The sequence below is a fragment of the Halomonas campaniensis genome (assembly GCF_014193375.1).
Taxonomy (GTDB): Bacteria; Pseudomonadota; Gammaproteobacteria; order Pseudomonadales; family Halomonadaceae; genus Halomonas; species Halomonas campaniensis.
The window spans coordinates 1-20,078 of sequence record NZ_JACHZF010000031.1; the positions used below are offsets into that span (position 1 = coordinate 1).

Annotated in this window: 19 protein-coding genes; 16 read left to right on the top strand and 3 right to left on the bottom strand. The window is 70.5% G+C overall.

From position 1 onward, the window contains the following. Window positions 1-225: 225 nt before the first annotated feature. A complete protein-coding gene (gene dsbG / locus BDK63_RS16340) occupies window positions 226-993 on the bottom strand; it encodes a thiol:disulfide interchange protein DsbG (protein WP_183333895.1) in 768 nt (255 codons plus the stop codon). A 56-nt stretch (window positions 994-1,049) separates the two neighbouring features. After that, window positions 1,050-1,871 carry a TlpA disulfide reductase family protein gene (locus tag BDK63_RS16345; protein WP_183333896.1) on the bottom strand — a complete coding sequence of 274 codons (822 nt, stop codon included), beginning with the start codon at window positions 1,869-1,871 and terminating at the stop codon, window positions 1,050-1,052. 217 nt (window positions 1,872-2,088) lie between these two features. Between BDK63_RS16345 and BDK63_RS16350 the strand changes: the two genes are divergently transcribed. From BDK63_RS16350 to BDK63_RS16405, 12 genes are all read left to right on the top strand, one after another. Then, window positions 2,089-2,592: a copper chaperone PCu(A)C gene (locus tag BDK63_RS16350; RefSeq protein ID WP_183333898.1), complete on the top strand. Its 504-nt coding sequence runs from the start codon at window positions 2,089-2,091 to the stop codon at window positions 2,590-2,592. Window positions 2,593-2,668: 76 nt separating this feature from the next. Beyond that, entirely contained in the window at window positions 2,669-3,151 is a 483-nt protein-coding gene (gene nrdR / locus BDK63_RS16355) for a transcriptional regulator NrdR (RefSeq protein ID WP_183333900.1), read from the top strand. 25 nt (window positions 3,152-3,176) lie between these two features. Continuing rightward, on the top strand, window positions 3,177-4,322 hold the full coding sequence (ribD, locus tag BDK63_RS16360) for a bifunctional diaminohydroxyphosphoribosylaminopyrimidine deaminase/5-amino-6-(5-phosphoribosylamino)uracil reductase RibD (protein ID WP_183333903.1): 1,146 nt from the start codon (window positions 3,177-3,179) through the stop codon (window positions 4,320-4,322). 369 nt (window positions 4,323-4,691) lie between these two features. Then, a complete protein-coding gene (ribBA, locus tag BDK63_RS16365; RefSeq protein ID WP_183333904.1) occupies window positions 4,692-5,870 on the top strand; it encodes a bifunctional 3,4-dihydroxy-2-butanone-4-phosphate synthase/GTP cyclohydrolase II in 1,179 nt (392 codons plus the stop codon). 77 nt (window positions 5,871-5,947) lie between these two features. Next, on the top strand, window positions 5,948-6,442 hold the full coding sequence (gene ribH, locus BDK63_RS16370) for a 6,7-dimethyl-8-ribityllumazine synthase (protein ID WP_183333906.1): 495 nt from the start codon (window positions 5,948-5,950) through the stop codon (window positions 6,440-6,442). After that, window positions 6,439-6,942, top strand: a complete 504-nt coding sequence (nusB, locus tag BDK63_RS16375; RefSeq protein ID WP_183333908.1) for a transcription antitermination factor NusB — start codon at window positions 6,439-6,441, stop codon at window positions 6,940-6,942. Before ribH ends, nusB begins: the two co-directional genes overlap by 4 nt. Window positions 6,943-6,955: 13 nt before the next feature. Beyond that, window positions 6,956-7,930: a thiamine-phosphate kinase gene (gene thiL, locus BDK63_RS16380; RefSeq protein WP_183333910.1), complete on the top strand. Its 975-nt coding sequence runs from the start codon at window positions 6,956-6,958 to the stop codon at window positions 7,928-7,930. Then, a complete protein-coding gene (locus BDK63_RS16385; protein WP_183333912.1) occupies window positions 7,927-8,400 on the top strand; it encodes a phosphatidylglycerophosphatase A family protein in 474 nt (157 codons plus the stop codon). The genes thiL and BDK63_RS16385 overlap by 4 nt, the downstream gene beginning before the upstream one ends. Before the next feature lie 58 nt (window positions 8,401-8,458). Further along, complete coding sequence (locus tag BDK63_RS16390; RefSeq protein ID WP_183333914.1) at window positions 8,459-9,694, top strand: DUF945 family protein; 1,236 nt, start codon at window positions 8,459-8,461, stop codon at window positions 9,692-9,694. A 113-nt stretch (window positions 9,695-9,807) separates the two neighbouring features. After that, window positions 9,808-12,264, top strand: a complete 2,457-nt coding sequence (gene lon, locus BDK63_RS16395) for an endopeptidase La (protein ID WP_183333916.1) — start codon at window positions 9,808-9,810, stop codon at window positions 12,262-12,264. Window positions 12,265-12,556: 292 nt separating this feature from the next. Further along, window positions 12,557-14,401: a dihydroxy-acid dehydratase gene (ilvD, locus tag BDK63_RS16400; RefSeq protein ID WP_183333918.1), complete on the top strand. Its 1,845-nt coding sequence runs from the start codon at window positions 12,557-12,559 to the stop codon at window positions 14,399-14,401. Between the two features lie 59 nt (window positions 14,402-14,460). Beyond that, window positions 14,461-15,540, top strand: coding sequence for an oxidoreductase (locus BDK63_RS16405; protein ID WP_183333920.1), 1,080 nt, complete (start codon window positions 14,461-14,463; stop codon window positions 15,538-15,540). A 3-nt stretch (window positions 15,541-15,543) separates the two neighbouring features. Here the strand turns inward: BDK63_RS16405 and nudE are convergent, their stop codons facing one another. Beyond that, entirely contained in the window at window positions 15,544-16,125 is a 582-nt protein-coding gene (gene nudE / locus BDK63_RS16410) for an ADP compounds hydrolase NudE (RefSeq protein ID WP_183333922.1), read from the bottom strand. A gap of 114 nt (window positions 16,126-16,239) precedes the next feature. Between nudE and yrfG the strand changes: the two genes are divergently transcribed. The 4 genes from yrfG (at window position 16,240) to BDK63_RS16430 (ending at window position 20,050) form a co-directional block, all read left to right on the top strand. Continuing rightward, window positions 16,240-16,944, top strand: coding sequence for a GMP/IMP nucleotidase (yrfG, locus tag BDK63_RS16415; protein WP_183333924.1), 705 nt, complete (start codon window positions 16,240-16,242; stop codon window positions 16,942-16,944). Then, window positions 16,937-17,323, top strand: coding sequence for a ribosome-associated heat shock protein Hsp15 (hslR, locus tag BDK63_RS16420; protein ID WP_183333926.1), 387 nt, complete (start codon window positions 16,937-16,939; stop codon window positions 17,321-17,323). Before yrfG ends, hslR begins: the two co-directional genes overlap by 8 nt. A gap of 12 nt (window positions 17,324-17,335) precedes the next feature. Next, window positions 17,336-18,211 carry an Hsp33 family molecular chaperone HslO gene (gene hslO, locus BDK63_RS16425; RefSeq protein ID WP_183333928.1) on the top strand — a complete coding sequence of 292 codons (876 nt, stop codon included), beginning with the start codon at window positions 17,336-17,338 and terminating at the stop codon, window positions 18,209-18,211. Window positions 18,212-18,493: 282 nt separating this feature from the next. Further along, window positions 18,494-20,050: a phosphoenolpyruvate carboxykinase gene (locus BDK63_RS16430; RefSeq protein WP_183333930.1), complete on the top strand. Its 1,557-nt coding sequence runs from the start codon at window positions 18,494-18,496 to the stop codon at window positions 20,048-20,050. The last annotated feature ends 28 nt before the right edge of the window (window positions 20,051-20,078 follow it).

The following is a 20,078-nucleotide window of genomic DNA, read 5'->3' on the forward strand; positions in this document are numbered from 1 at the left end:
TCGCTGATAGCCCCTCGCTTCCTGATCCGAAGGCATTGAGGATGACCACATGCAACAGAGACAACCGACCCCTTGACGGGTCAATCCATACCAGGAGCCCGATTTATCGGGCGATGGCCGGTCCTCAGCGATGGCCGGCCTCTCCGGCAATAACCATGAACCAAAAAAGCGCCCCGCCCGGTCTGTCCGGGCGGGGCGCCTGTCATCAGAGCCCGGTCATTCCGGTCAGGGCGCCTCGCCGCCCATGGCCTCGATCATGCGCTCGCGGCTCGGCACGCCCTGGAGGCGTTCCAGGCTGTCGCCGTCGCGGTAGAAGGTGGTCGGGGTGGCCATCAGCCCGAGCTCCTCGAAGAGCTGGTTGTTGGCATAGACCTGCTCCTCGATCTCGCGGGACTGGGCGGTGGGCTCGACCTCCTCGCCGCCGCCGCTGTGGGCGTGCAGGGCCGCGGCGGGGTCGTCGGCGGCGAGCAGGGTCGCCGCCTTGGCCGGGCTGTTGGAGGCCAGGATGCCGACCATGATGTGGCGCAGCTGGACCTCGCCGGCCTCCACCCAGGGCCGCGCCTCCTCCCAGAACTGGCGGCAGTAGGGGCAGTTGGCATCGGTGAAGGTGTAGAGCACCCGCTCGGCGTCGGGGTCACCGTCGAGGATCCAGTGGCTCTCCTCCAGGGTCTCCCAGAGCTCGGCGTTCTGGGCGGCGCGGACGTGCTCGTCCAGGGCGGCCTTGGAAAGGTCGCGGCCCTCGGCATCCACCAGGGTGCCGACGATGGCGTGCTCGCCGTCCGGGGTCAGGTAGATGGCCACCTCGCCGCTCGGGTAGCTGGCGGCGTAGCCGGTGAGGCCCCCGGGGGCCTCGAACTCGGCGTGGATGCTGAGCCCCTGGTCGGTGAGGGCCTGGACGGGAGCCGGCCAGTGGTCATCGGCCTGGGCGGGGGCGGCCATGGCCAGGGCCAGGGCCAGGGCGCCGACGGGAAGCAGGGGAGAGGGCAGTCGCATGGTGAGGTCCTTTCTCATGATGGGGGCAATGAAACCGGCAGGGCTCGGCCGGGGCCTCAGCGCAGGCGCTCCAGCCCGCGCTGCAGGGTGGCCCGGGAGAGCTCGCCGAAGTGGGTGTCCACCAGGCGCCCCTCGGCGTCGTAGTAGAGGGTGGTCGGCATGGCCATGGCGCCGGTGGCATCGCCCAGGGCGTTGCGGGCATCCAGCAGCACGTTCTCCAGGGAGAGGGACTCGTGGTCGAGGAAACGGTTCACCAGGGCCACGTCCTCGCCCTGGTTGACGAAGACGAAGGTGATGTCCTGCTCCTCCCGCTGGGCCTGCTCGAAGACCGGCATCTCGCGGCGGCACGGCGGGCACCAGGTGGCCCACAGGTTGACCACCATGGGCCTGGCCTCCCGTTCGGCCAGCGCCGGCAGGTCGGTGGAGTCACCCTCGAGGGTGGCCAGCGGGGTGTCCGGCAGGGGCCGGCTCTGGCTCTCGAGCAGCAGCAGGGGGCCGGCGGTGAGCCCCCAGGTGAAGGCGCCGGCCAGCAGGGCGCCGGAGAGCGCCGTTCGCTGCCGCGGGGCCTTCCACAGCCGCCAGGCGGCGTAGCCGAGGCCTGCCACCACGCCGCCCAGCGGGTCGAAGCCGCCGTCGCGGATATCCAGCAGCGAGAGCAGCCCGTCGTAGCTGCCCCAGTAGCGGGCCACGAACAGCAGCCGGGCGCCCACCAGGGCGACCAGCAGCAGGGAGAAGAGGGTGTCGGCAACCGGGACGCGATGGCGGCGGCCGATCAGCGCACCGGCCATCAGGGCGACGCCGAAGGCCAGCACGATCAGCAGCTGGCCGATCGAGAGCCCGAGCGGGCCGACCGCAACGCTCTGGTTCAGTGCATGCATGGGCAGATGGCTCCGGAGCAGGGTCGTAGGGGATGGCGCGGCTGCGCCAAGGGTCGCCGCCGAGAGTGGCAGCCGGAGATTAGCGCGGTATTATCGATGGCGCGCCATCGCCGCCCTGGGGCGTTATGCCGCAACGCGGTGGCGGCGGCCTCGCAGTAGGATAGCGAAGCGAGACCGGTCACCGTCTCGCGAGTGAAGCCAAGCAAGGAGCCTTTGCATGCCCGCCACCCCGCTGCACACCCTGCGCCTCGCCCTGGCCGGCCTGGCCATCAGCTTCGTCACCCCGAGCGTACTGGCCCAGTCGCTCAGCGTCGAGGAGGCCCAGGTGCGCGCCGTGCCGCCGGTCTCGACGACCAGCGCCGCCTTCATGGTCCTGCACAACGGCGGTGAGGCCGACCTGGCGGTGGTCGATGCCCGCTCGCCGGCCGCCCGGGTCGCCGAGCTGCACAACCATGTCGACGTGGATGGCGTCATGCAGATGCGCCGCGTGGACGGGATCGGCGTGCCTGCCGGCGGCACTACCGAGCTGGCCCCCGGCGGCCTGCACCTGATGCTGATCGACCTGGTCGCTCCCCTGCAGGAGGGCGAGGAGGTGGAGATCACCCTGGTGCTGGACAACGACGAGGTCCTGACCCTGTCGGCGCCGGTGCGGCGCATCGAGGTGATGGGGAGCGGCATGTCCGGCGGGATGTCCGGCCACGGTGGCCACCAGGCGCATTGAGGCGACGCGCTGGGCGGGGGCGGTCCCAGCCGTTACAATACGGCAACGCCACCTCCCCCCGTCCCGGAACCCAGCGATGCACTGTCCCTTCTGCGGTACCCATGACACCAAGGTCACCGACTCGCGGCTGGTCGCCGAGGGCGACCAGGTGCGCCGCCGCCGGCAGTGCGTGGCCTGTGGCGAACGCTTCACCACCTACGAGACCGCCGAGCTGGTGATGCCGCGGGTGATCAAGGGCGACGGCTCTCGCGAATCCTTCGACGAGCAGAAGCTGCGTGCCGGCATGCTGCGGGCGCTGGAGAAGCGGCCGGTCAGCGCCGAGTCCATCGAGGCGGCGGTGCAGCGCATCCGCCAGACCCTGCGGGCCCGGGGCGAGCGGGAGATCCACGCCCGCGACATCGGCGAGGAGGTGATGCACGCCCTCAAGCGCCTGGACCAGGTGGCCTACATCCGCTTCGCCTCGGTCTATCGCCGCTTCCAGGATATCGACGAGTTCCGCGCCGAGATCGACCGCCTGGCCCAGGAGCCAAGCTTTCGACCCGACGAGCCGCGGGACTGACCCTCCCCCAACGTCGAGGAGCCCCATGGTCGAGCAGACCCCCGAAGCCTGGATGGCCCGGGCCCTGGTGCTGGCCCGCCGCGGCCTCTACACCACCGATCCCAATCCTCGCGTCGGCTGCGTGCTGGTCAAGGACGCACAGCCGGTCGGCGAGGGCTTTCACGCGCGTGCCGGCGAGCCCCATGCCGAGGTCCACGCCCTGCGCCAGGCCGGCGAGGCCGCCCGCGGCGCCACCGCCTACGTGACCCTGGAGCCCTGCTCCCATCACGGCCGTACCGGCCCCTGCGCCCGGGCGCTGGTCGAGGCCGGGGTGGCGCGGGTGGTGGTGGCCATGGCCGACCCCAACCCGGCGGTGGCCGGCCGCGGCATCGCCCTGCTGCGCGAGGCGGGGATCGAGGTGGAGGTGGGGCTGCTGGAAGAACAGGCCAGGGCGCTGAACCCCGGCTTCATCATGCGCATGGACCACGGGCGTCCCTTCGTGCGGCTGAAGATGGCCATGAGCCTCGATGGCCGCACCGCCATGCGCTCCGGCGAGTCCCAGTGGATCACCGGCCCCCAGGCGCGCCGCGAGGTGCAGCGCCTTCGCGCCCGTTCCAGCGCCGTGCTGACCGGCGTGGAGTCGGTGATCTTCGATAACTCCCGGCTCACCGTGCGCGCCGACCAGGCCGAGCTCGAGGGCGTCGAGCTGATCGCCGGCCGGCAGCCGCTGCGCGTGGTGGTGGACAGCCGGCTGCGCCTGCCCGAGGCCGCGGCCTGCCTGACCGAGCCCGGCCGTACCCTGGTGGCCACGGTCGCGGGGCACGAGGCCGAGCGGCGCGAACGGCTCGAGGCCGCCGGCGCCGAGCTGGTCGTGCTGCCCGCCGATGCCGCCGGCCGGGTCGACCTCCACGCCCTGCTGCGCCACCTGGCCGACGTGGAGCAGGCCAACGAGGTATTGCTGGAGACCGGCGCCACCCTGGCCGGGGCCATGCTCGACGCGGGCCTGGTGGACGAGATGCAGCTGTTCGTGGCGCCGACCCTGCTGGGCGGCGAGGCCCGGCCGCTGTTCCAGCTCGCCGGCATCGAGACCATGGCCCACCAGCGCGGCCTCGAGATCCTCGACATCCGCGCGGTGGGCCGCGACTGGCGCATCACCGCCCGGCCCGAGCGCCGTACGCTGGCCGCACGGTAAGGGCGCCGGGTAGGCCCGTCGCAGCTACCGACAGGGTGGTAGCGAAAGGCGCCGGGGACAGGTCGGAGAGGGGGTCCGAGGGCCAGGGATGGCCGAGGTAGCCTACAGGGAAGTACTCGTAGCGCCCCCTCGAGGGCCTGTTGCCGGAACAGCCTTGAGCGGTTTGCTATCTGCGCGCCGGGCTCACTACTGGCGCCCGACGCCGCGCCACGGCTCTTTACTGGCGCCCGACGCCGCGCCACGGCTCTTTACTGGCGCCCGACGCCGCGCCACGGTAACCTGACGCCGTTTCGAGGCGAGGCGACGCCTGTGGACGACGCGACCGTCGCCGCTGGCCGACGCCCGCCACGCTGAATTTCTGGAGATCACATGGTGAACGCAACTGCCGGCGGCCTGGCCCCCATCGAGGAGCTGATCGAGGACATCCGCCAGGGCAAGATGGTGATCCTCATGGACGATGAGGACCGCGAGAACGAGGGCGACCTGATCATGGCCGCCGAGAAGGTGCAGGCCGAGCACATCAATTTCATGGCTCGCCACGGCCGCGGGCTGATCTGCCTGCCCATGACCCGCGAGCGCTGCGAGCGTCTCAACCTGCCGCTGATGGTCACCGACAACGGCTCGGGCTTCGCCACCAAGTTCACCGTCTCCATCGAGGCCGCCGACGGCGTGACCACCGGCATCTCCGCCGCCGACCGGGCCCGCACCGTGCAGGCCGCGGCGGCCCGCGACGCCCGGGCCGAGGACATCGTCCAGCCGGGGCATATCTTCCCGCTGATGGCCGAGCCCGGCGGCGTGCTGCGCCGGGCGGGTCACACCGAGGCCTCCTGTGACCTGGCGGCGCTGGCCGGTTTCGAGCCCAGCGGCGTCATCTGCGAGATCATGAACGACGATGGCAGCATGGCGCGTCGCCCGGAGCTCGAGCGCTTCGCCGCCGAGCACGGCCTGAAGATGGGCACCATCGCCGACCTGATCCACTACCGCATCCACAACGAGCAGACCGTGGAGCACGTGGAGGCCACCCCGGTCCAGACCGCCTTCGGCGAGCTGACCCTGCACGTGTTCCGCGACAGCATCCAGGGCGCCCACCACCTGGCGCTGGTCAAGGGGCGCCCCAGCCCCGAGACCCCGACCACGGTGCGCGTGCACCTGGCCGACGCGATGCGCGACCTGCTCAGCCTGCAGAAGGGCGACAGCGCCCAGTGGAACGCCCACCGGGCCATCGCCGAGGTGGCCCGCAGCGAGCGCGGGGTCTTCGTGCTGCTCGACGATGGCCGCCCCCGCCAGGACCTGCGCGACTATCTCGATACCTTCCTGGAGCGCCGGCGGGCCCCGCGCAACAGCGCCTCCGACGGGGCCGGCAACTACCTGACCATCGGCACGGGCTCGCAGATCCTGCGCCACCTCAATGTCAGCAAGATGCGCCTGCTCAGCTCCCCCTGGAAGTTCTCGGCCCTCTCCGGCTTCGACCTGGAAGTGGTCGAGCGCCTGAGCCCCGAGGATGTCGCCTCGGCAGACGCTGCCGAGGCCGAGCACCGCGTCGACTGACGCCGACCCCGACTCCGATCCCGACCATCATGCGGGCGCGGCCCCGGGCCGCCCCCAGCATCATCAGGAAGACAGACATGGAACCCATTTCTCAAGTGGAAGGCAGCTTCGTCGACGTGGACGGCCGCTACATCATCGTGGTGGGCCGCTTCAACCACCACGTGGTCGACAGCCTGGTGGAAGGCGCCGTGGACAGCCTGGTGCGCCATGGCGTGTCCGCCGAGCACATCGACATCGTCCATGTGCCGGGCGCCTGGGAGCTGCCGCTGGCGGTCAAGAAGGTGATCAAGGCGGCGCGGCCCGACGCGGTGATCGCGCTGGGCGCGGTGATCCGCGGCGGCACGCCCCACTTCGAGTACGTGGCCGGCGGCTGCAATGCGGCCCTGGGCAACCTGCAGCTGGAGTTCGAGACCCCCATCGCCAACGGCGTGCTGACCGTCAACTCAATCGAGCAGGCCATCGAGCGCGCCGGCACCAAGGCCGGCAACAAGGGCGCCGAGGCGGCCATGGCCGCCATGGAGATGGTCTCGCTGCTGCGCTGCTTCGGCGACGACGAGGAGGAGGAGGCATGAGCCGCGAGCGCTCCCGCGAGCCCTCGAAGGCCCAGCTTTCCCGGCGTGCCGCCCGCGAACTGGCGGTGCAGGGGCTCTACCAGTGGCAGATGACCGGCAAGTCGATCACCGCGGTGGAGGCGGAGTTCCGCAGCCAGCTGGCCGATGACGACCTCGAGGACCACGAGAACTGGCACAAGGTCATGGAGATCGCCGACCTGGCGCTCTTCCATGAACTGCTGCACAACGTGGCGCGCTTCAAGGCCGACCTCGACGCCTCCATCGCGCCGCTGCTGGACCGCCGCCTCGACGACCTCGACCCCATCGAGCTCTCCATCCTGCGGCTGGGGGCCTACGAGCTCTCGCGGCGCCTGGAGGTGCCCTATCGGGTGGTGATCAACGAGGGGGTCGAGCTCGCCAAGTCCTTCGGTGCCACCGACGGCCACAAGTACGTCAACGGCATCCTCGACAAGCTCGCCGGCCGGCTGCGCAGCGCCGAGGTTGCCGCCCGCCGCCGCTGAAGGTTGCCACCGGATGCACAGCGAATTCGAACTGATTGCCCGCTACTTCACCCCCGCGCCGCCCGGTGTCGATGCCGGCGTGGCGCTGGGGGTGGGGGACGACTGCACGCTGCTGGCCCCCGCCCCGGGATGCCGGCTGGCGGTCAGCGTCGACACCTCGGTGGCGGGCGTCCACTACCCCGCGGATGCCCCCGCCGAGGCGGTCGGCCACCGGGCCCTGGCGGTGAGCCTCTCCGACCTGGCCGCCATGGGCGCCCGGGCCCGCTGGTGCCTGATGGCCCTGACCCTGGCGTCGGCCGACGACGACTGGCTCGAGGGCTTCTCCCGCGGTTTCCGGGCGCTGTGCGACGCCACCGGTACCGCCCTGGTGGGCGGTGACGTGACCCGCGGCGCGACCACCATCGGGGTGACCGTGATGGGGGAGGTGGCCCCGGAGGCGGCGCTGACCCGCAGCGGCGGGCGCCCCGGCGACCTGGTCGCGGTGACCGGGGCGCTGGGCGGTGGCGCCGGGGGGCTGGCGCTCTGGCAGCGCGGCGAGCGCGACCCGTCCCATCCGCTGCTGGTTCGCTACCTGCGGCCCCAGCCGCGCCTGGCCGCCGGCGAGGCGCTGGTGGGGCTGGCCAGCGCCGCCATCGATGTCTCCGACGGCCTGCTGGCCGACCTGGGCCACGTGCTGGAGCGCTCCGGCGTCGGCGCCACCCTCGACCCCGAGGCGCTGCCGCTGGCCGAGGGGCTGGTCGCGGCGCTGGGCGAGGCCGGGGCCCGGCGGGCGGCGCTCTCCGGCGGCGACGACTACGAGCTGCTGGTGAGCCTCCCGGCCGAGCACCTCGCCGAGGCCCGGGCGCGGCTGGCCAGGATCGGCCTGCCGCTCACCGTGATCGGCCGGCTCGAGGCCGAGCCCGGCCTGCGTGGCGTCGAGGCCCGTGGGGAGGGGGGCTGGCAGCACTTCTCGGCCGAGCCCGCGGCGGGCGAGGGGGGCGGCGCATGAACCGTGCCCCCGCCAGCATCTGGCACCGTCCGACCCATTTCCTGGCCTTCGGCCTGGGCAGTGGCGCCGCGCCCTGGGCGCCGGGCACCTTCGGTACCCTGGCCGCCATTCCCTTCTACTGGCTGCTCTCCGACCTCCCTCTGGACTGGTACCTGGGGGTGATCGTGGTGGCCTTCGTGTGGGGGGTCTGGATCTGCGAGAAGACCTCCCGTGACCTCGGGGTGCACGACCACTCGGGCATCGTCTGGGACGAGTTCGTCGGCTACTGGATCACCATGGCCGCGGTGCCCTTCTCCTGGGAGGCCGCGCTCTGGGGGTTCCTGCTGTTCCGCATCTTCGACGTCATCAAGCCCTGGCCGATCCGCTGGATGGACCGGCGCGTCGCCGGGGGCTTCGGCATCATGATCGACGACGTGATGGCGGGCATCTACGCCTGGAGCATCATGCACATCTGGTTCTGGCTACACTGAGGGGCCGGCGGCTCCGCCGGCGCCGTCACCCGGGCTCGTCACAGGGAGGGGAGCCGCCATGCGCAAGGAACGTCTGATCGCCCCGGTGGTGGTAGGGCTGGCGGTGATCTGGGCGGTGGCCCAGCTGGTCGCCTCGCTGCTCTTCGAGCGCGAGCTGGCGCGCGCCCTGGGCGACCTCGAGGCCCGCGGCGAGCTGGTGGTGGAGCGCAGCGAGGTCGAGCAGGGCTGGCTGGCCTCCTCGGGGACCATCCGCATGTCGCCGCTGCTGGGCGACGGCTGGCAGCTCGAGCTCTCCTACGAGGCGCGCCACGGCGTCTTCAGCACCCGCGTCTCGGGGGAGGCGATGCCCCTCGCGGGCCCCCGGCAGGTGCGGCTGTTCGGCGACTGGCTGCCCTCCAGCCCGCCACGCTGGCATGCCAGCTACCAGACCCTCGGCGGGACCCTGGAGGGCAGCATCCAGCTCGCCCCCTTCATCGCCAGCCAGGGGCCCCGGGAGCTCGACTTCCGCGGCGGCCAGCTCACCTTCGGCGGCCAGTACGGCGACTGGCGACTGCGGGTTCGCCTGCAGCCCTGGCGCCTCACCGACGGCGTGGCCATCCTGGAATCCGGCCCCATCGCCCTGGAGAGCCGCTACGCCTATACCGCCGGGGCCCACCATTTCACCCAGCATGACCTGCTGCGCATCGACCGGCTCACCTGGCAGCAGCCCAACCTGGCGCTGGAGGCCAGCGAGCTGCTCTATCGCAGCCTGATGCAGCTCGATGACCGCGAGCTGAGCATCGACGGCGAGCTGACCCTGACCGAGGTCCAGGCGGCCGAGCAGGTGCTGCTGACCGGCCGGGTGGCCCTGGCGCTGTCGCGGATCAATGCCGACGCCGTGCGCGAGGCGCTGGCGCGGCTGCGCGACGAGGCGGCCAAGGGTCAGCCCCTGGAGGGACGCGAACTGCTGGCGCGCCTGGAGCCGGAGCTGATCGCCACCCTGCAGGACTCCCCTCGGCTTGACGTCCCGGTGGTCGACCTGGAGAGCCCCATGCTCGGCCTGAAGGCCCGCGGCGAGGGGGCGCTGTTCTTCGACCCCCGGCGCCTCGACGAGCTGAGCCTCGCCCGCCTGGACGAGAAGGCGCAGCAGGCCCGCTGGCTGGCCCGCCTGGACGGCGACTTCACCTGGCACGACGTGCCGACGGTGGTGGCGCTGTGGCTGGGCCTGCCGCTGGACACCCGGGAGCTGGAGATCGACGTGATCCGCGGACGGGTACGCGTCAACGGCCGTCCGCTGCCGCCCCTCTGGCGATGAGCCGGGGCGGTGATCGGAGGCGCCGGCCCGGCCCTGCGACTTGAAGTTGGTCACCATCGCCCGCATTCCTGAACCCAACGGCACGAGCCATCACAGGATCAGGACGAGACCCCATGAGCGATGACCAGGATCGCCGCCACGACCCGGACGCACCGGAGTGGCTGCACGATGACCGCGAGTCCCATGACGAGGACGAGGCCTTCGACCTCGACGATGCCCACGACGAGCCGCATCACGCCGTGGTGCCGGCCGGCGACACGCTGCCCGAGCGCATCTACCTGCTGCCGATCCACAATCGCCCCTTCTTCCCCGCCCAGGTGCAGCCGCTGGTGATCAACCGCGAGCGCTGGGCCGAGACCATGCGCCGGGTGGGCAAGACCCCGCACCACACCGTGGGCCTGGCCTTCGTCGGCGAGGCCGCGGTGGAGGGGCTGGCCCACGACGACTTCCCCGAGATCGGCACCGCGGTCAAGGTGCACAAGCTGCAGGGCGATGACAGCCAGATCCAGTTCATCGCCCAGGGGCTCAAGCGTTTCCGCATCCAGCGCTGGATCTCCCGGGAGCCGCCCTACCTGGTGGAGGTGAGCTACCCCCGCGAGCCGGTGGACGCCGAGGCCGACGAGGCCCGCGCCTACGCCATGTCGCTGATCAACGGCATCAAGGAGCTGCTGCCGATCAACCCGCTCTACGGCGAGGAGCTCAAGCACTACCTCAACCGCTTCAGCCCCCACGAGCCGGGCCCGCTCACCGACTTCGCCGCGGCCATCACCTCGGCCAAGGGGCACGAGCTGCAGGACGTGCTGGCCACCCTGCCGGTGCTCTCGCGCATGCAGAAGGTGCTGCCGCTGCTGCGCAAGGAGATCGAGGTCGCCCAGCTGCAGAGCGAGATCAGCGACCAGGTCAACGCCCAGATGCAGGAGCGCCAGCGCGAGTTCTTCCTGCGCGAGCAGCTCAAGGTGATCCAGCGCGAGCTGGGCATCTCCAAGGACGATCGCGAGAACGACGTCGATACCTTCCGCGACCGCCTGGAGGGGCTGGTCGTGCCGCCCCGGGTGCTGACCCGCATCGAGGAGGAGCTCGACAAGCTCTCGGTGCTCGAGACCGGCTCGCCGGAGTATGGCACCACCCGCAACTACCTCGACTGGCTGACCAGCCTCTCCTGGGGCGTGCGCAGCCAGGACCAGCTCGACCTGGCCCATGCCCGCCAGGTGCTCGACCGCGACCACGACGGCCTGGCCGACGTGAAGGAGCGCATCATCGAGTTCCTCGCCGAGGGCACCTTCAAGGGCGACGTGGGCGGCTCCATCCTGCTGCTGGTGGGCCCGCCCGGGGTGGGCAAGACCTCCGTGGGCCGCTCCATCGCCGAGGCGCTCGGTCGCGAGTTCTACCGCTTCTCGGTGGGCGGCATGCGCGACGAGGCGGAGATCAAGGGCCACCGGCGTACCTATATCGGTGCCATGCCCGGCAAGCTGGTGCAGGCGCTCAAGGAGGTCGAGGTCGAGAACCCGGTGATCATGCTCGACGAGATCGACAAGCTCGGCCAGTCCTTCCAGGGCGACCCGGCCTCGGCGCTGCTCGAGGTGCTCGACCCGGAGCAGAACGTCGACTTCCTCGACCACTACCTGGACGTGCGCCTGGACCTCTCCAAGGTGCTGTTCGTCTGCACCGCCAACACCCTCGACTCGATCCCGGGGCCGCTGCTCGACCGCATGGAGCAGATCCGCCTCTCCGGCTACATCGCCGAGGAGAAGCTGGCCATCGCCAGGAACCACCTGTGGCCCAAGCTGCTCAAGCGCGACAACATCCCGAAGAAACGCATCAACCTCACCGAGGCCGCGCTGCGCCAGGTGATCGAGGGCTATGCCCGGGAGGCGGGGGTGCGCCAGCTCGAGAAGCAGCTCCACCGCATCGTGCGCAAGGCGGCGGTCCGGCTGCTGGAGCATGACCAGCAGTCGGTGAAGGTGTCGGTGAAGAATCTCGAGGACTTCCTGGGCGCGCCGATCTTCCGCAAGGAGCAGGTGCTCGAGGGGGAGGGCGTGGTCACCGGCCTCGCCTGGACCGCCATGGGCGGGGCTACCCTGCCCATCGAGGCCGGCAAGGTGCACTCGCTGACCCGCGGCTTCAAGCTCACCGGCAAGCTCGGCGAGGTGATGCAGGAGTCGGCCAACATCGCCTACAGCTACGTGCTGGGCCACCTGGCCGAGTACGGCGCCGACGCCGACTTCTTCGACTCCGCCTTCGTGCACCTGCACGTGCCGGAGGGCGCCACGCCCAAGGACGGCCCCTCGGCGGGGGTCACCATGACCACCGCGCTGCTCTCCCTGGCCCGCCACCAGGCCATCGACCGGCCGATGGCGATGACCGGCGAGCTGACCCTCACCGGCCACGTGCTGCCGGTGGGCGGCATCCGCGAGAAGGTCATCGCCGCCCGGCGCAGCGATATCTTCGAGGTGATCCTGCCCGACGCCAACCGCCGCGACTACGACGAGCTGCCCGACCACCTCAGGGAGGGCATGACGGTGCACTTCGCCAAGCGCTACAAGGACGTGGCCCGGGTGGTGTTCGGGTAGCAGCGCCCGGCGGCCAGCGCCAAGCCGGCAGATAACCGCCGAGGCAAGCGGCACCGGGGACAGGTCATAGCAGAGGTCCTATGCCAGGGACGGCATCGGTAGCGCCCAGGGATGGGTTTACAGCGCCTCTGCGGAGGCCTGTCCCCGGGAAAGCCGCGTCCTTCGAGAGTCAGGCTTTTCGAGTGCTCGCCTGGGTGTCTGGCCAGGCCGCGCCGCGCATGCCAGAATCCTGCGGTTGACTGGACACAGGACTGCCCGCGCGACAGGGCGGCCGAGAAAAGAAGAGGACACCATGCCCGAGTATCGTTCCCGCACCACCACCGCCGGCCGCAACATGGCCGGCGCCCGCGCCCTGTGGCGCGCCACCGGCATGAAGGACGAGGACTTCCACAAGCCCATCATCGCCGTGGCCAACTCCTTCACCCAGTTCGTGCCGGGCCACGTCCACCTGAAGGACATGGGGCAGCTGGTGGCCCGCGAGATCGAGAAGGCGGGCGGCGTGGCCAAGGAGTTCAACACCATCGCCGTGGACGACGGCATCGCCATGGGCCACGACGGCATGCTCTACTCGCTGCCCAGCCGCGACCTGATCGCCGACAGCGTCGAGTACATGGTCAACGCCCACTGCGCCGATGCCCTGGTGTGCATCTCCAACTGCGACAAGATCACCCCGGGGATGCTCAACGCCGCCATGCGCCTGAACATCCCGGTGATCTTCGTCTCCGGTGGCCCCATGGAGGCCGGCAAGACCAAGCTGCTCGACCACAACATCGACCTGATCGATGCCATGATCTACGCCGCCGACGACCAGTACAGCGACGAGCAGATCGAGGAGATCGAGCGCAGCGCCTGCCCCACCTGCGGCAGCTGCTCCGGCATGTTCACCGCCAACTCCATGAACTGCCTGATGGAGGCGCTGGGCCTGGCGCTGCCCGGCAACGGCACCGTGCTGGCCACCCACGCCGATCGCCGCCGGCTGTTCGAGGAGGCGGGGAGCCGCATCGTCACGCTGGCCAAGCGCTACTACGAGGGCGACGAGGCGCACCTGCTGCCCCGGGCCATCGGGTCGAAGGCGGCCTTCCGCAACGCCATGACCCTGGACATCGCCATGGGCGGCTCCACCAACACCATCCTGCACCTGCTGGCCGCCGCCCAGGAGGCCGAGGTGGACTTCACCATGGCCGACATCGACCGGCTCTCCCGGGAGGTGCCGCAGCTCTGCAAGCTGGCGCCCAACACCCAGCAGTACCATATCGAGGACTGCCACCGGGCCGGCGGGATCATGGCGATCCTCGGCGAGCTCGATCGCGCAGGCGTCCTGGATACCCGCGTGCCCACCGTCTACGGCGATACCCTCAAGGACGCCCTGGACGCCTGGGACATCATGCGCAACCCCAGCGCCGAGGTGGTGGAGTTCTACAAGGCCGGCCCCGGCGGCATCCCGACCCAGACCGCCTTCTCCCAGGCCGCGCGCTGGCCGAGCCTCGACGGCGACCGCGCCAACGGCTGCATCCGCGACCTCGAGCACGCCTTCTCCCGCGAGGGCGGCCTGGCCGTGCTGTTCGGCAACATCGCCCTGGACGGCTGCGTGGTGAAGACCGCCGGGGTCGACGAGTCGATCCTGGTCTTCGAGGGGCCGGCCCACGTGGTGGAGTCCCAGGACCAGGCGGTGGAGCACGTGCTGGGCGGGCTGGTGAAGCCCGGCGAGGTGGTGGTGGTGCGCTACGAGGGCCCGCGTGGCGGCCCCGGCATGCAGGAGATGCTCTACCCGACCAGCTATCTCAAGTCCAAGGGGCTCGGCAAGGTGTGCGCACTGATGACCGACGGGCGCTTCTCCGGTGGCAGCTCCGGCCTCTCCATCGGCCATGTCTCCCCGGAGGCCGCCGCCGGCGGCGCCATCGGCCTGATCGAGAGCGGCGACATCATCCAGATCGACATCCCCAATCGGTCGATCAACGTCAGGCTGACCGACGCCGAGCTGGCCGCCCGCCGCGAGGCGGAGGAGGCCAAGGGCGCGGCCGCCTGGAAGCCCAGCATCCAGCGCGACCGCAAGGTCTCCGCGGCGCTCAAGGCCTACGCCATGCTCGCCACCTCCGCCGACAAGGGCGCGGTGCGCGACCTCTCGAAGCTCGACTGAGCGACCTTCCTGCCCCGGCCTCGTGCCGGGGCATCCACTCCTGCAGGGAAGCCCGAGCCATGAAGACCCAGACCCTCAACGTCGGCCTGATCGGCTACGGCATGGCGGGCCGGACCTTCCACGCCCCGCTGATCCAGGCGACGCCCGGACTGGAGCTGACCGCCGTGGTCAGCCGCGATGCCGACCGGGTCCACGCCGACCTGCCCGAGGTGGAGGTGCTGGCCAAGCCGCCGGCGCTGTTCGCCCGGCGCGACATCGACCTGGTGGTGATCGCCACGCCCAACGCGACCCACTTCCCGCTGGCCAAGGCCGCCCTTAATGCCGGCAAGCACCTGGTGATCGACAAGCCGTTCACCGTCTCGCTCTCCGAGGCGCGCCTGCTCAGGACCCAGGCGGAGGAGGCCGAGCGGTCGGTGAGCGTCTTCCACAATCGCCGCTGGGACAGCGACTTCCTGACCCTGCAGGCACTGCTCGAGGGCGGCACCCTGGGCCGCGTGGTGTCGCTGGAGTCGCGCTTCGATCGCTTTCGGCCCACGGTCACCGACCGCTGGCGCGACCACCACCAGCCCGGCGGCGGCATCTGGTTCGACCTGGGGCCGCACCTGCTCGACCAGGTGCGGGCCCTGTTCGGCATGCCGAAGGCGATCCTGCTGGAGCTGGCCACGGTGCGCGACGGTGCCGAGGTGGACGACGACTTCCTCTGCCTGCTGGAGTACGAGGGCCTGCGGGTGACCCTGCAGGCCAGCTCCCTGGTGGCGGACCCCACGCCGCGCTTCCGGGTGCATGGCACCCGCGGCAGCTACGTGAAGTTCGGCCTGGACCCCCAGGAGGCGCGGCTCAAGGCCGGGGAGTTGCCGTCACCGGGCTGGGGCGAGGACCCGGAGCCCGGCCGGCTGGTGCTGGCCGAGGCAAAGGGCGAGGGGCCCGAGGGCCGGCCGCATCCCGGCCTGCCCGGCGACTGGCCGGCCTACTACGCCGGCGTCGCACGGGCGCTGCTGCACGGTACCCCCCTGCCGGTGACCCTCGATGAGGCCATGGACGTGATGACCCTGCTCGAGACCGGGCTGGACAGCTATCGCCAGGGCCGCTGGCTGCGCTTTCGCGAAAGCCGTCCGATCCGCCGCCTGCACGGCCATTAGCGCCTACCAGAAGCGGGTCGGCACCTGCTCGCTGCGCAGCCGGTCGCGGGCGATGTAGAGGGCCGCGATGGCCCGCGCCTCGTGGAAGTCGTCGCGGGCCAGCAGGGCCGGCAGCTCCTCGATGGCGTGGGTCTCGACGATCAGCGGCTCCGGCTCGTCGCCGGGCAGGCGCCGGGGGTAGAGGTCGCTGGCCAGCAGCACCTGCATGCGGTGGCGCATGTAGTTGGGCGCCAGCGACAGCTCCACCAGCGGCTCGATGCGGTTGGCGCCGAAGCCGCACTCCTCCATCAGCTCGCGGTTGGCAGCGGTGACGATGTCCTCGCCGGGGTCGACCAGCCCCTTGGGCAGGGTCAGCACGTAGTCCTCGAAGCCGGCCGCGTACTCGCGGATCAGCAGCACATGCTCCGGGTCGGGCATGGCGACGATCATCACCGCCCCCTGGTCGCTCCCCGTCAGCCGCTCGAAGGTGCGCTCGGCGCCGTTGGAGAAGCGCAGGTCCAGGGATTCGACGTGGAACAGGCGGCTGCGGGCTACCGAGCGGCGCTCGAGCACCTCGGGTTTCTGCGGCCAGCGGGACTCGGTCATGGGGGCTCCGTTTCTGGGTAGGGAAGGCGCCTGATACAATACCACCCCTTGCCAGCCACCACCCCTTGCCACAACCCTTTGCCTTAACCCTTTGCCACAACCCCGGGAGTCGCGATGATCGACTGGCGCGCCATCGATACCGTCCTGCTCGACATGGACGGCACCCTGCTCGACCTGCACTTCGACAGCCACTTCTGGCTGGAGCACCTGCCGCGGCGCTACGTGGAGCTGCACCAGCTCGACGAGGCCACCCAGGAGGTGGTGCGCTCGAAGGTGCTGCACGAGCAGGGCACCCTCAACTGGTACAGCCTGGCCTACTGGAGCCGCGAGCTCGACGTGGACATCGTCGCCCTCAAGCGCGAGATCCAGCACCTGATCGGCCTGCGCGGCGACGCCCTGGACTTCCTCAAGTGGCTCCGGCAGGCCCACCCCCGGGTGGTGCTGGCCACCAACGCCGACCGCGAGAGCCTGGCGCTCAAGCTGCCGCTGACCGGCCTCGAGGAGTACCTGGATGCCATCGTCTCCTCGGCGGACCTCGGCGTGCCGAAGGAGGCCCAGGAGTTCTGGTTCGCCCTCCAGGAGGTCGAGCCCTTCGACCCGGGGCGCACCCTGTTCATCGACGACAACCCCAGGGTGCTGGAGAGCGCCCGGGAGTTCGGCATCCGACACCTGCTCGGCATCAAGCAGCCCGACAGCACCCGGCCGGAGAAGGAGCTCGAGGAGTTCATCGCCCTGGATCGCTTCGCGTCGATCCTGCCCGGCAACGTGCCGCCGGGGCAGGGGGGCGATGGCAGGCCGGAGGCGGGCGCCCATGGATAGCGTGCGGCTCGACAAGTGGCTGTGGGCGGCGCGCTTCTTCAAGACCCGCGCCCTGGCCAAGAAGGCCGTCGAGGGCGGCAAGGTCCACTACAACGGCGCCCGTGCCAAGACCAGCAAGGCCGTGGAGGTAGGCGCCCTGGTGCGCGTGCCCCAGGGCTGGGACCTCATGGAGGTGGAGGTGGTGGCGCTCTCCGACCAGCGCCGCGGCGCACCGGAGGCCCGCGCCCTCTACCGCGAGACCGAGGAGAGCGTCGCGCGGCGCGAGCGCGAGGCCGAGGCGCGCCGCCTCACCAACCAGGCCATGCAGCACCCGCTCAAGCGCCCCGACAAGAAGCAGCGCCGGGAGATCCACCGCTTCCAGCGCCAGCAGGATGACTAGACAGAGAGCCCCATGACCGACCAGATCCAGCGTTTCCTCTTCGACGACACCAACGTGCGCGGCGAGATCGTCACCCTCGAGCAGGCCTATGCCGAGGTGCTCGATCGCCACGACTACCCGCCGGTGGTCAACCGCCTGCTCGGCGAGCTGCTCGCCGCCGTGGCGCTGCTCACCGACACCGTCAAGCTCGACGGCACCCTGAGCATCGAGGTGCGCGGCCAGGGCGCCCTCTCCCTGCTGATGGCCGAATCCAATCCCGGCGGCGAGCTGCGCGCCATCGCCCGGCTGGCCGAGGACGCGCCGATGCCCGGCGAGGCGACGGGCTTTCGCGAACTGCTCGGCGAGGGGCAGATCATGATCACCCTGGACCCGCGGGAGGGGCACCGTTACCAGGGCATCGTGGCGCTGGACCGGGACAGCCTGGCCGAGTGCCTGGCCGACTACTTCGCCCAGTCGGAGCAGCTGCCGACGCGGCTGTGGCTGGCCGCCGATGGCCAGCGCGCCGGCGGCCTGCTGCTGCAGCGGATCCCCGACGAGTCCCGCAACCAGGACAGCGATGCCTGGGAGCGTTCGGTACTGCTGGCCGATACCGTGAAGGCCGAGGAGCTGCTGGGGCTGGCCCCCCTGGAGGTGCTGCGCCGCCTCTACCACGAGGAGACGGTGCGGGTCTTCGAACCGAAGCCGCTGCGCTTCGGCTGCACCTGCTCCCGGGAGCGCATCGCCGGCTCGCTGCTGACCCTGGGCGAGGCCGAGCTGCGCGACGTGCTGGCCGAGCACGGCACCATCGACACCCAGTGCCACTTCTGCCACTCCCGCTACGTCTTCTCCGAACAGGACATCGAGGCGCTGCTGGCCGGCGCCGATGAGCCGCCCCCCGTGCTCCACTGAGGCGCTGTGCCGTCGTGCGAGGCGCCCCGACAGCAATTGCTGCGGCGCACAAGACATCGTGGTGTGAAATTGCGCCATGTTGTAGAAAAACTACATGAATTTCGCCCAAAAACGGCGTTCCCCGCGGGGGCGGTTTTTGCCATAATGGCGCCGTTTTTTCGGCTCGATCGCCTCATCACAAGACGGGAAACCCGCACGCGGCGATCGATGGCAGGCACCCGTTGCGTCATCACCGGCGCCCGGCACACGAGAGAGAATCGGCCGCAAGGCCCAGGAATCGACATGACCACACCCCAAGCCGCTACCAACGCCCACGTCAACCTCACCAGCGCCGAGCTCATCGAGCGTTCGGTGGCCACCGGCGAGGGCCGCCTGGCCGCCAACGGCGCCCTGGTGGTGAACACCGGCGTGCGCACCGGTCGTTCGCCCAAGGACCGCTTCATCGTCGACGAGCCGTCCACCAGCGGCCAGATCGACTGGGGCAGCGTCAATCGCCCCTTCGAGGCCGACAAGTTCGATGCGCTCTGGGCCCGTGTCGAGGACTACCTGCTGGGCCGCGAGCACTATGTCTCCGAGCTGCACGTGGGCAGCGACCCCGAGTACTACCTGCCGGTGCGCGTGCAGACCGAGACCGCCTGGCAGAACCTGTTCGGCCGCACCATGTTCGTGCGCCCCGAGGCGTACAACCCCGCCGCCAAGGAGGAGTGGACCATCCTCAACGCCGCCGGCTTCGAGTGCGACCCGGCCCGCGACGGCACCAACTCCGACGGCACCGTGATCATCAACTTCGCCCAGAAGAAGGTGCTGATCGCCGGCATGCGCTACGCCGGCGAGATGAAGAAGGCCATGTTCTCGGTGCAGAACTTCCTGCTGCCGGCCTTCGACGTGCTGCCGATGCACTGCTCCGCCAACGTCGGCGAGGACGGCGAGACCTGCCTGTTCTTCGGCCTCTCCGGCACCGGCAAGACCACCCTCTCCGCCGACCAGGCGCGCTACCTGATCGGTGACGACGAGCACGCCTGGGGCCCGGGCACCGTCTTCAACATCGAGGGCGGCTGCTACGCCAAGTGCATCGACCTCTCCGAGAAGAACGAGCCGGTCATCTGGAACGCCATCAAGTTCGGCACCGTGCTGGAGAACGTGGTCCTCGACGACCGTCGCGAGCCGGACTACGCCGACGACAGCCTGACCCAGAACTCCCGCGCCGCCTACCCGCTGGAGCATGTCGAGAAGCGCGTGCCCGAGAACCGCGCCGGCGAGCCCAACGCCATCGTCTTCCTGACCTGCGACATGTCCGGCGTGCTGCCGCCGGTCTCCGTGCTTTCCAAGGAGGCCGCGGCCTACCACTTCCTCTCCGGCTACACCGCCAAGGTCGGCTCCACCGAGATGGGCTCCTCCGAGGGGCTCGCCGCCACCTTCTCCACCTGCTTCGGCGCCCCCTTCTTCCCGCGCCCGGCGCGTGAGTATGCCGACCTGCTGATCAAGCGCGTGGAGGAGAAGGACGCCCAAGTCTACCTGGTCAACACCGGCTGGACCGGCGGTGCCTACGGCGAGGGCGGCGCGCGCTTCTCCATCCCCACCACCCGCGCCATCATCAGCGCCATCCAGTCCGGCGTGCTGCGTGACGTCGAGACCCGGCAGATCGACGGCCTCAACCTGGCAGTGCCCACCGCGGTGCCCGGCGTCGACTCCCGCCTGCTCGATCCCCGCGGGACCTGGGAGGATCCGGCCGCCTACGACCGTCAGCTCAAGGACCTGGCCGCCAAGTTCGTCGACAACTTCAAGAAGTTTGACGGCGTCAGCGAGGCCATCGTCAAGGCGGGCCCCAGCCTGACCTGAAGGCGCCGCATGGCGAACCCCCGGTGCG

Coding starts and splice junctions, on each gene's coding strand:
- dsbG (WP_183333895.1), bottom strand. CDS start 993: ATGCGACTGCCCTCTCCCCTGCTTCCCGTCGGCGCCCTGGCCCTGGCC.
- BDK63_RS16345 (WP_183333896.1), bottom strand. CDS start 1,871: ATGCATGCACTGAACCAGAGCGTTGCGGTCGGCCCGCTCGGGCTCTCG.
- BDK63_RS16350 (WP_183333898.1), top strand. CDS start 2,089: ATGCCCGCCACCCCGCTGCACACCCTGCGCCTCGCCCTGGCCGGCCTG.
- nrdR (WP_183333900.1), top strand. CDS start 2,669: ATGCACTGTCCCTTCTGCGGTACCCATGACACCAAGGTCACCGACTCG.
- ribD (WP_183333903.1), top strand. CDS start 3,177: ATGGTCGAGCAGACCCCCGAAGCCTGGATGGCCCGGGCCCTGGTGCTG.
- ribBA (WP_183333904.1), top strand. CDS start 4,692: ATGGTGAACGCAACTGCCGGCGGCCTGGCCCCCATCGAGGAGCTGATC.
- ribH (WP_183333906.1), top strand. CDS start 5,948: ATGGAACCCATTTCTCAAGTGGAAGGCAGCTTCGTCGACGTGGACGGC.
- nusB (WP_183333908.1), top strand. CDS start 6,439: ATGAGCCGCGAGCGCTCCCGCGAGCCCTCGAAGGCCCAGCTTTCCCGG.
- thiL (WP_183333910.1), top strand. CDS start 6,956: ATGCACAGCGAATTCGAACTGATTGCCCGCTACTTCACCCCCGCGCCG.
- BDK63_RS16385 (WP_183333912.1), top strand. CDS start 7,927: ATGAACCGTGCCCCCGCCAGCATCTGGCACCGTCCGACCCATTTCCTG.
- BDK63_RS16390 (WP_183333914.1), top strand. CDS start 8,459: ATGCGCAAGGAACGTCTGATCGCCCCGGTGGTGGTAGGGCTGGCGGTG.
- lon (WP_183333916.1), top strand. CDS start 9,808: ATGAGCGATGACCAGGATCGCCGCCACGACCCGGACGCACCGGAGTGG.
- ilvD (WP_183333918.1), top strand. CDS start 12,557: ATGCCCGAGTATCGTTCCCGCACCACCACCGCCGGCCGCAACATGGCC.
- BDK63_RS16405 (WP_183333920.1), top strand. CDS start 14,461: ATGAAGACCCAGACCCTCAACGTCGGCCTGATCGGCTACGGCATGGCG.
- nudE (WP_183333922.1), bottom strand. CDS start 16,125: ATGACCGAGTCCCGCTGGCCGCAGAAACCCGAGGTGCTCGAGCGCCGC.
- yrfG (WP_183333924.1), top strand. CDS start 16,240: ATGATCGACTGGCGCGCCATCGATACCGTCCTGCTCGACATGGACGGC.
- hslR (WP_183333926.1), top strand. CDS start 16,937: ATGGATAGCGTGCGGCTCGACAAGTGGCTGTGGGCGGCGCGCTTCTTC.
- hslO (WP_183333928.1), top strand. CDS start 17,336: ATGACCGACCAGATCCAGCGTTTCCTCTTCGACGACACCAACGTGCGC.
- BDK63_RS16430 (WP_183333930.1), top strand. CDS start 18,494: ATGACCACACCCCAAGCCGCTACCAACGCCCACGTCAACCTCACCAGC.